Annotated in this window: 9 protein-coding genes; 8 read left to right on the forward strand and 1 reads right to left on the reverse strand. The window is 41.2% G+C overall.

The genetic code is table 11. From position 1 onward, the window contains the following. Positions 1 to 72 precede the first annotated feature (72 nt). Complete coding sequence (locus tag ACR5KR_RS26795) at positions 73 to 5,121, forward strand: WD40 domain-containing protein (protein WP_448268602.1); 5,049 nt, start codon at positions 73 to 75, stop codon at positions 5,119 to 5,121. A gap of 110 nt (positions 5,122 to 5,231) precedes the next feature. Here the strand turns inward: ACR5KR_RS26795 and ACR5KR_RS26800 are convergent, their stop codons facing one another. Then, complete coding sequence (locus ACR5KR_RS26800; RefSeq protein WP_448268603.1) at positions 5,232 to 5,579, reverse strand: hypothetical protein; 348 nt, start codon at positions 5,577 to 5,579, stop codon at positions 5,232 to 5,234. Between the two features lie 787 nt (positions 5,580 to 6,366). On the opposite strand from ACR5KR_RS26800, the gene psbO reads away from it, so the two are divergent. The 7 genes from psbO (at position 6,367) to ACR5KR_RS26835 (ending at position 13,989) form a co-directional block, all read left to right on the forward strand. Further along, entirely contained in the window at positions 6,367 to 7,203 is an 837-nt protein-coding gene (gene psbO / locus ACR5KR_RS26805) for a photosystem II manganese-stabilizing polypeptide (protein ID WP_448268604.1), read from the forward strand. Positions 7,204 to 7,969: 766 nt separating this feature from the next. Then, a complete protein-coding gene (locus ACR5KR_RS26810; protein WP_322713663.1) occupies positions 7,970 to 8,746 on the forward strand; it encodes an RNA polymerase sigma factor SigF in 777 nt (258 codons plus the stop codon). Positions 8,747 to 8,908: 162 nt separating this feature from the next. Then, positions 8,909 to 9,772: a hypothetical protein gene (locus tag ACR5KR_RS26815; RefSeq protein ID WP_445629747.1), complete on the forward strand. Its 864-nt coding sequence runs from the start codon at positions 8,909 to 8,911 to the stop codon at positions 9,770 to 9,772. Positions 9,773 to 9,774: 2 nt separating this feature from the next. Then, positions 9,775 to 10,026 carry a hypothetical protein gene (locus ACR5KR_RS26820; protein WP_445629746.1) on the forward strand — a complete coding sequence of 84 codons (252 nt, stop codon included), beginning with the start codon at positions 9,775 to 9,777 and terminating at the stop codon, positions 10,024 to 10,026. A 396-nt stretch (positions 10,027 to 10,422) separates the two neighbouring features. After that, positions 10,423 to 11,706 carry a serine hydroxymethyltransferase gene (gene glyA, locus ACR5KR_RS26825; protein WP_448268605.1) on the forward strand — a complete coding sequence of 428 codons (1,284 nt, stop codon included), beginning with the start codon at positions 10,423 to 10,425 and terminating at the stop codon, positions 11,704 to 11,706. Between the two features lie 110 nt (positions 11,707 to 11,816). Next, the gene (locus ACR5KR_RS26830) at positions 11,817 to 13,067 is read left to right on the forward strand and encodes a competence/damage-inducible protein A (RefSeq protein ID WP_448268606.1); all 1,251 of its coding nucleotides are present in this window, start codon (positions 11,817 to 11,819) and stop codon (positions 13,065 to 13,067) included. A 478-nt stretch (positions 13,068 to 13,545) separates the two neighbouring features. Next, positions 13,546 to 13,989, forward strand: coding sequence for a hypothetical protein (locus ACR5KR_RS26835; protein ID WP_448268607.1), 444 nt, complete (start codon positions 13,546 to 13,548; stop codon positions 13,987 to 13,989). Positions 13,990 to 14,614: the final 625 nt, after the last annotated feature.

A 14,614-nucleotide genomic window follows, 5' to 3' on the forward strand; every position in this document is an offset into this window, starting at 1 on the left:
TTAGTGAACTAATGATTAATGCTGCATATCCAATGCCTAATACCCCATATCCAATGCCCAGCCCCATATCCAATGAGTAATGACAAACAGCTACGTGTCTACACCAAAGAAAATCAGCATACTTTACAAAGATTGATTAGAGCGATCGCACTTTCCGAAGGTCAATTTGCTCTGATTTTAGTTCGATGCAACTATGAGCGATTACGCGAGCAAATGTTAGAGAATATTCGCTCGAACACCAAAGAAATTAATATCAGAGAAATCGTTCTCAATCCATCAACTACTTCTTTACACAGCACAATCATCTCAGAACTATCTTTAGATAATCCTGCCGTCCTTACAGACTCTTTACCGTCTGCTGTCATGATTTTCGGTATTGAGTCAATTACCGACCTCGAAAACTTACTTACAGGTATCAACCAAGCACGAGATATCTATGCTGCTACTTTTCCATTTCCAGTGGTCTTGTGGCTACAGGATGAAGTAGCATCATTGCTTTCAAGATTAGCGCCTGATTTCAAAAGCTGGGCTGCAACCACTATTAAATTTGAAATGGCCAAAGCAGATTTAATTACTTTGATCTCTCAAGAGGAAGAATCTCTATTTGCCAAAGTTTTAGAAGCAGGTGCTGAAACGTTTTTATCTAACGCCTTCCTAGATTTAGATCCAAAATCCCAACACCGCCACGAAATAGAATCAGCGCGTAATGATTTACTACGCCTGTATGGCGTTAAATTAACACCAGGATTAGAAGCTAGTTTAGAATTTGTGTTGGGGCGAGATAAATACGCTAACGATCAAATTAATGGTGCTTTAGCCAATTATCAAAGAAGCCTAGCATTGTGGCAGCAGGAAGCGAGGAGAATAGCAGAGTGGGAGAGTAATTCTTCTTTGCCCCTCTCATGTCCTCAACCTATGCCCTCCTCATCTTTACTTAAGCAAGCAATAGTACTATTCCACTTGGGGCTTTGTTATCACCGAATGGCAGACTTATACCAGAATACTAGTAGCTATTGCGAACATGCCCTGTCGTGGTTTAAACAATGCTTGGAGCTATTGGAGGAGGTACAAAGAGAAGACTTAGTTGCTAAATTCATTTTGCCTGCTTGTGAAATGCTACAACGTTTACAAGCCTGGAATGACTTAAAAGAATTAGCTCAAAAGTCATTACACCTACATAAAATTTATGGAACTCCCGCACAAGTTGCTCAAAATTATGGTTTTTTGGCAAATGTGGCGGCTTCAGAATCGAATTGGGTACTGGCTCATGAATTAGCCAATACAGCGCTTTCTATCTCTGAAGAAGTAACACAAGTTTCTTTGCGAGACGCTTTGCGAAGACGACGACAAGAAAGTTGGTATCTTCTGTTGCTAGCACGCACACAACGGCATTTGGGTGAGTGCGAGGAAGCTATCAATAACTTAGAATGGGCGAGGGTAGTTTGTGAGCTACAACATCAGCCATTACTGTACTTAGAAATTTTAGAGGAACTGCGATCGCTTTACTTTTTTGAGTGTCATAACTATACAGAAGCCTTTAAGCTGAAGCAAGAAAAAATTAAAATAGAACATCAGTATGGCTTTCGTGCCTTTATCGGAGCAAGTCAATTACAGCCACAACGCCCTAGAATTAATCCAGTACTAGAATCTCACAAAATACCGTTTATTCCTGAAGAAATTGCTCAAGAAATATCTGCTTCTGGACGGCAACAAGATGTCAATCGCTTCATTGAAAGAATTGCCCGCGCAGACTACAAACTCACAGTTATTTATGGGCCATCTGGTGTAGGGAAAAGTTCAATTCTCAAAGCTGGTTTAGTCCCAGCACTCAAGGGAAAAGTTATCGGTGAACGCATTCCTATACCGATTGTTTTGTCTGTTTATACTGATTGGATAACAATCTTGAGTAGCAGTATCAATCAAGCATTAGCATACACAGGAATATCGGTTAATATTGACTCTACACCCACCATAATACTAGAAAGAATTCGGCTAGCATCTGAACGCAATTATACAATAGTTATCATATTAGACCAGTTTGAAGAATTTTTCTTTGTTAGTAATCCTCCTACACAAAGAATAGAATTCTATAAATTTTTTAGTGAATGTTTAAATATTTCTTATGTAAAAATTATTCTTTCATTACGAGAAGATTACTTACATCATTTGTTAGAGTTTGAACGTTTGAGTCAGAAAAATAGTACTGGCTTATATGATTTAGGAGTAATTAATAAAAATATTCTTGATAAGGATATTCGCTACTATTTAGGAAAATTCTCTAGCCGAGATGCCAAAGCCATAATTCACAGTCTTACTCAACGTTCACATTATGAACTAAGTGAGGAATTGATTAACCGATTAGTCCAGGATTTGACAGGAGAACTAGACGAAGTACATCCAATTGAATTACAAATAGTCGGTGCTCAACTACAAATAGAAAACATTACGACACTTGCAGAATATAAGCTTTGTGGTGGCTCGGCAAAATTAGTGGAACGCTGGTTAGGGGAAGTTATCAAAGATTGCGGTCAAGAGAACGAAGATTTAAGTTGGAAATTATTATTTGAATTAACAGATGAAAAGGGGACGCGACCTTTAAAAACTAAAGCTGATTTAGCAGCTGCATTAGTTAATAATTATAATATAGATACGATATCAAGCTTTGACAAAGTTGGAGAACTGATTTTAGAAATATTGGTGGGTTCAGGCTTGGTATTGCGAGTCAGAGAAGAGTTAGGCGATCGCTACCAGTTGGTTCACGATTATTTAGTTGAACCAATTCGCCAAAAGAACAACTATGGTATGCTCGCCGAATTAGAAAAAATTAAACTTGAAAAAACTAGAGCCGAAGCAGCCCAACAACTCAGTCAAAAGCAACTAAATTTGGTATTGCAACGACGACTGCGGGAAGCACGGATAGCAGGTGCAATCCTAGCAATTATGGGGGGAACAATAGCAGCATTATGGTGGCAAGCCGACTTACAAAAAAGAGCAGCAGTCCGCCAAACTCTACGAGCTGAACGTAGTGAAACCAACTTACAAATTAGTGCGATCGCTGCTGCTAGCGAAGCTCTGTTTGCATCTAATAAAGAATTTGATGCCCTCCTAGAAAGTCTACGGGCTTGGAAAGGACTTAAACAAGCTGATGGAGTTCAGCCAGATACCCGAATGCGGGTAGTAACAGCACTGCAACAAGCAGTTTACGGGGTAACTGAGGTTAACCGCCTGGAAGGGCACACTGATGTTGTCTGGGGAGTAACTTTTAGCCCAGATGGTCAGTTGCTAGCATCAGGCAGTAAAGATAAAACAGTGAAACTTTGGCGTCCTGACGGTACCTTACTCCAAACCCTCAAAGGTCACACTGGTGCTGTTACCTGTGTAAGTTTTAGCCCTGATGGTCAAACCCTAGCGTCCGCCAGCATTGACAAAACAGTGCAAATCTGGCACAAAAACCCGGTTACAGATGAATTTGACCCTAAACCATATAAAACCCTGAAAGGATACGGAGATTCGGTTGACAGCGTTAATTTCAGTCCTGATGGTGAGTTGTTAGCTACTGGCGGTAAGGATACAACTGTAAAACTTTGGCACAAAGACGGTAGCCTAGTAAAAATACTGAGAGGACATCGAGGGTGGGTTAACTGGGTAAACTTCAGTCCCGATGGTCAATTCATCGCCTCGGCCAGCGACGACAAAACAGTAAAAATCTGGCGACGGGACGGTAGCCTTATTACAACTTTGCAGGGACATCAACAAGCTGTAATGATAGCTGTTTTCAGCCCAGACGGTAAATTCTTGGCCTCAACAGGTCGAGATAAAACAGTGAAACTTTGGCTCAGGGAAAGTAACAGCACTAAAGACAGTTTTGACTTTCGTCCTTACAAAACTTTACGGCAGCATCGCAGTACAGTGTGGAGTTTGAGCTTTAGTTCCGATAGTAAAAAGTTAGCTTCCGCTGGTGAAGATAAAACCATAAACCTTTGGAGTATTACTGGTACTTTACTCAAAACCTTCAAAGGACACAGCGATGATGTTGTCAGCTTAGCTTTCAGTCCAAAAAACAAATTGCTAGCTTCAGGAAGTTTCGACAAAAGTATAAAACTATGGAGTTTAGATGCTCCCAGACCGTCTATTCTTCAAGGGCATCGGAAGCGAGTTTTGAGCGTTGCTTGGAGTCCCGATGGCCGGATGCTAGCTTCTGGTAGTCGCGATCGCACTGTCAAACTTTGGCAACGATACACCAGCAGTGGCGAGGTCAAAACTCGACTTTACAAAACTTTGGTGGGGCACACAAATGAAGTTACTAGTGTCAGTTTTGACCCCAAAGGTGAAATGCTGGCTTCAGGAAGTTTTGACAAAACAGTGAAACTTTGGCGGTTAGACGGTACTTTAATCATGACTCTCCACGGGCATAGTAATAGTGTGATGAGCGTGAATTTCAGTCCTGATGGTCAGTTTTTGGCTTCAGCTAGCAAAGATAAAACAGTGAAACTTTGGAACCGTGAGGGCAAGTTGCTCAAAACCTTAGTGGGGCATCAGGATGCTGTAAATAGTGTAAACTTCAGCCATAATAGTCAAGTTTTAGCCTCTGCCAGTGATGACCAAACTGTTAAACTTTGGCAACGGGATGGTACATTGTTAAAAACTTTCTCACCCCATGACAGCTGGGTGACAGGTGTCAGCTTTAGTCCCACTGACGAGTTACTGGCTTCTGCCAGCTGGGATAACACCGTAAAACTGTGGCAACGGGATGGGACGTTATTAAAAACCTTATTAAAAGGGTACAGCGATAGCGTCAATGCCGTGACTTTCAGCCCCAATGGTGAATTACTCGCCGCCGCCAATTGGGACAGTACAGTGAAACTCTGGAGTCCTGAGGGCAAGTTAATTAAAAGTCTTAATGGACATCGCGCTGGGGTATTAAGTGTCAGTTTTAGCCCAGATGGTCAAACACTAGCATCAGCAAGTACTGACAACACAATAATTCTGTGGAATTTAAATCTTGACGATCTGCTTGTTCGTGGTTGCAATTGGGTGGGTGATTACCTTAAGCACAACCACAATCTTGAAGAGCGCGATCGCCTTCTTTGTGATGGGATAATCCGTACAAACCCTTTTTAATTACAAATTACGAATTAGGTTAAAGCCTCAATGAGCAACCGCTCTTAGTTTAGCGGTTGATGAGGCGAGCAAAGTTATTAATTCAAAACTAGAAATAAATTTCGAGCTAATCAGCCAATAGAGCGATCGCTCTCCAAAACTTCATGGCTATTTTCTTCGGGAGCCTCTTGTGGCAAATTCGCTAAAAAGGCTTGTAGCCTCATGCGCTCAATATAAGGCCAGCCCCCCTCAGACTCAATATCTTTCAGCAGTGAGTAAAGTTGGCGACGGTTAACAGGCAAACTTTCTTGAAAAACTCCATCCCGGATTTCTCGGTGTAACTGCTCTAATTGCCGCAGCAAAGCTAAAAGAGCTACAGTATCGCCTTCACAGGTTGTAGCGGCATCATACACTACAGTTGCGATTGCTTGCAGTTCACCAGACAACTTCTCTGATTTAATATTTTTGCGATCGTTCATGCCACCTTTTCCGTATAAATAAGGTCAACTCAAATTTACTGGAGATTTTTAATTTTCCCTAGTTTGTCAGTTGTCCCCCTGTTACCGCATCTCCTCATTTGCCCTAGTTAGGGGTGAATATAACTAGATTTGTATCTTTATCAAAAGCAATTGCGATCGCTCCAAAAAGAGCGTAGTAACCTTTAGCATAGGCTTTACAGAAGCTAGATGCGATCGGGACGAGACTTTCTTGGATTTTGAGAACTTTGATTTTGAGTTAAAAAAAATCGTATGATCTGGCTGATTTACCCATCCAACAATGGGCTGTATGTAGTGGCGTCACATACATGATACAAAAAGACTTGGGCGACGATGCTTTTGCGATAAGCAAGAGCAAAGTGCGAAGCAGACACCCCTGTTTGCACTTTTCAAGGCACAAGCATTTATGCTTCTCTGTGTGAGGCTTACTCATACACTCGCCCAACTTCAAACAAATGCCACCAACAGTAAAACTGCTGGTTTTTTGCTCCCCTAGTGACACACATCCAAAATGGATGCAGTGTTCTACTTAGTCTGGGGTTTACACTCCAAGCTCAAGAGAGCGACACGTTTAACTACGTTTAGCAGAGAAAAGTTTGAGCAGCGTCTGACAACTAGACACCCGAACACTTGCTTCAACTCTCTTAATCAGAGCAAAGCCGTGTCCGAACAAAGGTAGCTTTTCGCAGAGTAGCAGCTTCTCATCAGAGATCAAAGCTTCGATGCAGTTTTACAACTTAGATATTAATTTTTGAGATTGAGGTTGACCATGAGGTATCGCGCTTTAATTGTTGCATTCTTGGCTTTGTGCCTGGGGCTAATAACTGCTTGTAGTGATGCTCCTACTACCAGTAGTGGTAGAGATGTACTCACTTACGATCAAATTCGTGGCACTGGCTTGGCGAACAAATGCCCCCAACTAGCAGAAACAAGCCGTGGTTCCATTCCCATTGATTCTAGCCAGTCTTATACCATCAAAGAACTTTGCTTGGAACCAACTAGCTTCTTCATCAAAGAAGAACCTGCTAATAAACGCCAAGAAGCAGAATTTGTTGCTGGCAAATTGTTGACCAGATACACTTCCACCATTGACCAGGTGCAAGGTAATCTAAAAGTTAACGCAGATAATAGCCTGACTTTTAAGGAAACTGATGGTCTTGACTTCCAAGCCATCACTGTGCAACTTCCTGGTGGTGAGCGAGTACCTTTCCTCTTCACCATCAAAAATTTGGTTGCTCAAAGCCAACCCAGCTTGACCAGTATTAACACCTCCACGGACTTTGAAGGCAGCTTTAAAGTTCCCTCCTATCGTGGTGCTGCCTTCCTAGATCCTAAAGGTCGTGGTGTCGTCAGTGGCTACGATAATGCTGTAGCTCTCCCCGCTCAAGCAGATGATGAAGAACTGACCCGCACTAACGTCAAGCGCGCTGAAAATCTTAATGGCAAGATTTCTCTGCAAATCGCCAAAATAGACAGTTCTAGCGGTGAAATTGCTGGCACTTTTGAGAGCGAACAGCCATCTGATACAGATTTAGGTGCTGGCGAACCTAAAGAAGTCAAGATTCGTGGTCTATTTTATGGACGGGTTGAATCGACTCGTGGCTAAATCTTCAAAAGTTAAGGCAACTGACTGGCACTCAAAACGACAATTCTGTAAGTACCAGACTTGATCGCAAAAGTTAAACTATCCACCCTCTTTCAAAAAGAGGGTGAATAGATTTTTTACAAAAATGGGGAAAAGTTAAATCTGAGTAAAATTGGGGGCAAAATAACCTTGGCAATTGTGAAAATTCTTATCCCTCAGTCTTATGGGTGACTTGATTCATCCCTTTCACCTTTTCCCTTTCATTAAAACACTATAGACTTAAGTACAAAAAAGGGTGAGACGCCCTTTTTTTATTGCCTTGCGTAAATATACATAAGATTTTTTTAAATTATTAGTAATTTTTAACGATTGAATAAATTTCAGTGGAATGAGCACGTAATTTTACTGTAAATCGAACTTTTACTTGTGAAACAAAGCTCGATTACTGTTGTTTAGTTTCTCTAAATTAATTTCATCATTAATTAACTGAAGTTAAGTACAATCTCGGTTTGATATTTAGTGATTAATTTTATATTTTATTTCTATGTGGTTCTAAAAAAGCTACAAGTCATACCAAAGATAAATAACCAACTAAATAATAATTTCGCCCATCTAAATTTTGCTCGATTGTCAAGTAACCTATGGAATTTTAATAGAAAGTCTTTATTATCTACCATAGTATTTGTATGAAATATTGCGCAATATTTCATTTGATATCGTGCGATCGCAGCTGAATTTAAAAAGCGAATAATAATTGATTCTTTATTTGCTCAATAAACCCGGTGCTATGCCTACCACAGTCACCAATGAACTAAAGCACGAAATTTGGCAGTTGTTGCGAGAATATCAACAATCTCCGTCAGAAAACATTCGCAATCAACTGGTAAAACTCAATTTTGGACTTGTGAGAAAAGAAGCTCACTATTGGACAAATCAATGTCATGAAACCTACGATGATTTGCTCCAGGTTGGATGTTTGGGTTTAATCAGAGCTATTGAAAGATTTGAAATTTCTAAGGGACATGCCTTCAGTTCCTACGCTCTTCCCTATATTCGGGGTGAAATTCAACACTATCTCCGAGATAAAGGTGTCACCGTGCGAATTCCTCGGAAATGGTTAGCGCTCCAACAGCAAGCAATAGGAGTATCACGTTCTTGGCGTGAAAAACACAATCGTCAACCAACCGACTCGGAATTAGCGGCAGCACTGGAAATTTCTCCAAACGAATGGCAAGAAATTAAATTAGCATGGGTTAATCGCGCTCCCTTGAGTCTTGATGTGCCAATCCAAGATGGAGAAGAAGGTTCTACCTGCTTGGGAGAATTGGTTCCAGATCCTCACTATCGCAGCTTTCAACTGGCACAAGAAGACCAACTTCGCTTACAACAAGCTTTGGTTCAGCTAGAAAAACGCACCCGCGATGTGTTGGAATGTGTGTTTTTGCAAGATTTGACCCAAAAACAAGTTGCAGAACATCTGGGCATCAGTGTAGTAACGGTTTCCCGTCGAGTCAAGAAAGGACTGGATTTGATGAAAGAGCTTATGGGTGTGGCAGAAGATTGACTGCAAAAAACCAACCGCAGTTATACTGGGGATGCAGTGCTAAAAATAACCCTTGAAATGTAAAAAATTAGGTTATAAAGGGAACATACTTTGCCTTTGATCTAAATTTTAGGCATGTTGATTTCCACTTTTCAATTTTCCAATGGCTTTTGAGAAAGGCTCATGGGCATAACTTCAAAAATTACAATTGCAGCTATTCTAACTTTGGCGCTCGCTGGATGTGCTTCTGAAGATACACCACAAGCCATCAATCCTGTGCCAGTTCCCAAAATAGCAAAAAAGTCGCCACCAGCGGCTCAATCCTTTCAGAATCCAGTGATACCGGCCAAACAAGTCTCACAAGTTAATCTTGCATCTGTTAGCTTGATTCAATCCACGAATGCCACAGAGCGGACACGGGAACTTGTGGTATCAAAAACTCGAAGCGATCCTTTTGCACAACTTTTCGGGCAGACTATTCCCGGAATGGCTCAAACATCTGGAAGACCAGTTCCCGTGGTGCCTAAGCTACCTACTGCATCACTAGCAGTACGAAAACTTCCAACACGCAGAATCGCTTTAAATCCAAAGAAAAACAACGTTTCTTCTGTACCAAAAAAAGTCAATCCTACTTTGACTTCAGTGTTGCCTAAAGTGTTACCTAAAGTTTTGCCTCAAGTTGTTCCCAACCCCACTTTAGTCTCTGTATTGCCACCACCAGCACAGCCTGAGTTAGCAAGGGCAGTAGTTGTGACTGGTGTAGTTCTAATTAGTAAAGAACCACAAGCAATTATCAAAGTACCGGATGAGCCGACAAGTCGGTATGTACAAGCGGGACAGCGATTAGCAAATGGCGTACTGATTAAACGTATTGAAATGAATCAGGGCTACAACCCCATCGTAATTTTGGAACAATATGGTATTGAAGTTGCCAAAATGGTAGGGGAAGGGACTGTCAAATCAACGTCGTCAGCTGCATCTGCTACCGGCAATGCAATTTCAGTGACAACACCCCCCCAAAATACGTCTAATGTGGGAGCTTCATAAAGATGGAGACTAAGGAAAAAGTTGAATTCGCTGGTTTGCCTTTAGCTGTTTATAGAGAAATAGCAGCTCATTTACGTCAAGTCGAAGGGGTGAAAGTGGATTTAATTCCCCAGTCATCCCAACAGTTTGATTACAATCAAAGTCAAATTGCTGGCTTGAGCCTCTCGTGGACAGCAAACTCTAGCTTAGAAAATCGGCAACGAGTTAACCAGATTTTGGCTTACTATCAAAATCGCTATATGAATCCTATTTGATTTATTGATTTGTGAGAATTGCAACCCGCAGAACCCCGACTTCTTTAATAAGTCGGGGTTCTTGTTGTTCATGAATCATTCTACAAAGCAGCGATGTCTCCGACGGGCTACGCCTACGCAGTAAGCATTATTTAACATAGGTTCATAAAGAATACTGTCTAACGACCTCACAACACCCAGCAAGGTGAGGATTTCAAAAAGCAACGTTATGATAATTAATGCATTAATCGAGCTTGGGTCTAATAATAAATAAGTTGGCACAAATAAACCTCCAGAGTACGCAGACGAGTAATTGCCTCTGTACAGCAGTCAAGACCAATGGTTTTTGACTGTATATTTAGGTGCTGCATCCAAGCAAAATCAGCCGTTGTACAAATTTCCATAAGGATAATTCAAGTGACTAGGACTAATTCAGACTTTCTTTCTTCCAGCGATCCGGCAATCGCTGGGTTAATCAATGACGAACTACAGCGCCAACAAGACCATTTGGAGTTGATTGCTAGTGAAAACTTTACCTCTGCTGCTGTATTGGCAGCTCAAGGTTCGGTACTGACAAATAAATATGCTGAGGGATTACCTGGTAAACGCTACTATGGCGGTTGTGAGTTTATCGACAAAATCGAGCAACTAGCGATCGACCGTGCTAAACAGATATTTGGAGCTGCTCATGCGAATGTGCAACCCCATTCTGGCGCACAAGCCAATTTTGCAGTGTTCCTGTCACTCCTAGAACCAGGGGACAAAATTATGGGGATGGATTTGTCTCATGGGGGACATCTTACCCACGGTTCCCCTGTAAATTTTTCAGGTAAATGGTTCCAAGTTAGCCACTATGGTGTCAGTCAACAAACAGAACAACTTGACTACGATCAAATTCGCGAGCTGGCGCTGAGGGAGCGTCCTAAGCTCTTGATTTGTGGTTATTCGGCTTATCCACGTGTAATTGACTTTGAAAAATTCCGTAGTATTGCTGATGAAATCGGCGCTTACTTACTTGCCGATATTGCTCACATTGCTGGTTTAGTTGCCACTGGTCTTCATCCCGACCCGATTCCTCACTGTCACGTAGTCACAACAACTACCCATAAGACTCTACGCGGCCCTAGAGGTGGTTTAATCTTGACTGGCGACGCAGAACTAGGTAAAAAGCTAGATAAGTCTGTTTTTCCTGGCAGCCAAGGCGGGCCATTGGAACACGTTATTGCTGCCAAGGCAGTAGCTTTTGGAGAAGTCCTCAAGCCTGAGTTTAAAACTTATTCTGCCCAAGTAATTGAAAACGCTCGTGCTTTGGCAGAACAACTGCAAAACCGTGGTTTAAAGTTAGTCTCTAATGGCACTGATAATCATTTAATCTTAGTAGATTTACGCTCTGTAAGTCTAACTGGTAAACAGGCAGATCAGCTAGTCAGTACCGTGAATATTACTGCTAATAAGAATACTATTCCCTTCGATCCGCAGTCGCCATTTGTTACCAGCGGTCTGAGGTTAGGTTCGCCAGCAATGACCACGCGCGGCTTAGGAGTAGCAGAATTTACCGAGATTGCCAATATTATTAGCGATCGCTTACTTTCTCCAGATTCCGACGTAGTAACCCAAGATTGTCGTCAACGGGTAGCGGCATTGTGCGATCGCTTCCCCTTATATCCTCATCTGGAAATTCCTGTACCAGCATTAGCCTGAGATGATAGTTAGGAGTTAAGAGTTAAGAGTGATGAGTTTTAAGTTTTGAACTCCTAACTCTAACTCCTAACTCCTAACTCCTAACTCCTAATTCCTAACTATTCCTTCCAATGAGTGCAGAAATTATTTGTGTTGGTACTGAATTATTGCTAGGAGATATCCTCAACGGCAATGCTCAATTTTTGGCGCAACAATTAGCGCAACTAGGTATTCCCCACTACTATCAAACAGTGGTTGGGGATAATCCAGAACGGTTGAAGCAAGTTATAGAAATTGCTATTTCCAGAGCGCAAATTCTCATTTTCACTGGTGGACTCGGCCCCACACCAGACGATCTCACCTGCGAAACCATCGCCGATTTTTTTAAAGTCCCTTTGGTAGAACGTTCTGACATCATCGAAGACATAACGCAGAAATTTGCCCAACGTGGTCGGGTTATGTCACCAAGTAACCGCAAGCAGGCTTTGATTCCCCAAGGTGCAGAAATTCTCCCTAACCCCACTGGAACAGCACCCGGCATCATTTGGCAACCTCGTCCTGAAATCACGATTTTTACCTTTCCCGGTGTTCCCAGTGAAATGCACGTGATGTGGGAAGAAACAGCTGTACCATTTCTCAAAAGTCAAGGTTGGGGTAAAGAAATTATTTACAGTCGGAGTTTAAAGTTTTGGGGTATTGGTGAATCTGCTTTAGCGGAAAAGGTTGCTTCGTATTTAAAGTTGCCAAATCCCACAGTTGCCCCTTATGCAGGTAAAGGGGAAGTTAGATTGCGAGTTTCTGCAAAAGCAAATTCAGAAGCAGCCTCAGAAGCCCTAATTGCGCCCATTGAAAAACAACTTAAAGAAATTGCTGGACTGGATTTTTATGGCGTTAATAATGATACTCTCGCTTCCGTAGTTGGTCAGTTGTTGCGGGCATCAAAAGAAACGCTTTCAGTGGCAGAATCTTGTACTGGTGGCGGTTTAGGGCAAATGTTGACTGAGATTTCTGGGAGTTCTGATTACTTTTGGGGTGGAGTAATTTCTTATGACAATTCCGTAAAGGTTAGGCTGTTGGGGGTTAACCAGGAAGATTTAGAGAAATTTGGGGCGGTAAGTGCTACTGTTGCAGAGCAAATGGCTGTTGGAGTCAAAACCCGCCTTGCAACAACTTGGGGACTGAGTATTACTGGAATTGCAGGCCCAACCGGAGGGACAGATACAAAGCCAGTGGGTTTAGTTTACATTGGTTTAGCCGGGCCAAAGGATGAAGTGACAAGTTTTGAGTATCAGTTTGGTACTGTGCGAGGTCGAGCTTTAATTCGTCATGTCAGTGCAAATGCAGCGTTGGATAATCTGCGCCGGAAGTTGTTGACGAGGTAGCAGGTATATTATGTTTGTCATACAGATTGTATGACAAACGAACCTAACGATGCGAATTAATGCACGATTAAATGACGAATATGCCGATAAACTAGCCTTTATTTAACAGCAGATTAATCAGGCTGTAACAAAGTGATTAAGTCTGCTATTGAGTTGTATTACCAGCAGCTTCTCAGATGTTGGATTGGAATAAAGAAAAAATCAGAATGCAAACGCCCCAATCGTAAAAATTCAGTTGCGCTCGCGTAACCGTTCCCTGGAAGCGATCGCAAGTTAATTAACTCAAGGGCGATCGCGGATGTTCAAAAACTGTAAACTGTTTAATTCCTAAGAAATAATCTTTACTCAAAATTCAATCTATCAAAATAGTGAATTCATTTCATAACTATTGATGCCAAAATTTATATCTAGGGATTGATATGCCTAATAAGCGAAATGAAGTAGAAATAGTATACTAAATCACATGAGATTGTATTGTATGAAATTGAATTATGTTGCAAAACAACTTTCCACGGTAAAACGCTGGATGGCTACAACATTGCTTTGTATGTTAGCAATTGCCTTTGTTTGGCAAGGTGCATTTTTCTCCAACACCTCAGCAATGGCCGATCCTGCTGGAACCTTGATTGCATATGATGATGCAGATCGCGCCCAAGACAAAGCTGGTAGAGATGCTGGACGAACCAAAAATTTCATTGATGATACGGCAGATAAAGTTAAGGACGCTGCCAAGAGCAATGCCAGTAAAGTTGACCAAGCAACAGACAATGATAGCCCTATTGGACGTAAAGCCAAGAAGGATGCCGCTACAATTCAGAAGAGAGCAAATGAAGATGCATCTCGGACTAAAGAAGCAGTAGACAACACAAAGAATGTTGTTGAACGTACTGTTGAAAACATTAAAGATGCTTTTGGTAAATAGAGATATAGATATAGCAATCCTATTGGATTTGTAAAAATCGAAAGCTTCAAATTTCCGACTTCTTAAAGAGGTCGGAAATATTGTTGTTTGCGAGTAATTTCGGAAAATCTAAGGTTACATCAATATTATTACATTACAGCAATTTACAGGTAGTTAAACATTATGGTAGGGTAACACAGATAGCTGTGCATCCCTATAAGGAATTGTAATTAATGCTTCGTTTCCAGTTGGAGACTCTTAACGAGATATATATTAATAAATGAAGTTCAATAAAGTAATCAAGTAATCAAGTAGCTTTAGATACATATTTGTCATAGTTATAAGAACTAGCGCTCGTTGATAAAATTAGCTGCTGTCAGCGAACCAGAGTAGAAACCATAGTTAAATATTTACTAGTAATTATGCTAGATATATAGCTGTAAATAAAATATTTGACTTTTGTTTGTACTAACTTAAAGATGGCAAAATTGAGTAATCTGCTTAGGGAACTTCCGCAAATTACTCTTAAAAAACTTGTTTTTATATACGCATTAGAGGCATTTTTTAGGTAGCATTACCCACGGGAAAATGTGTTATAACTTTAACTGATTGCAATCTTATTTGACGAATTGTTAATGGTTAACAA

The organism is Nostoc sp. DSM 114159 (assembly GCF_053470285.1).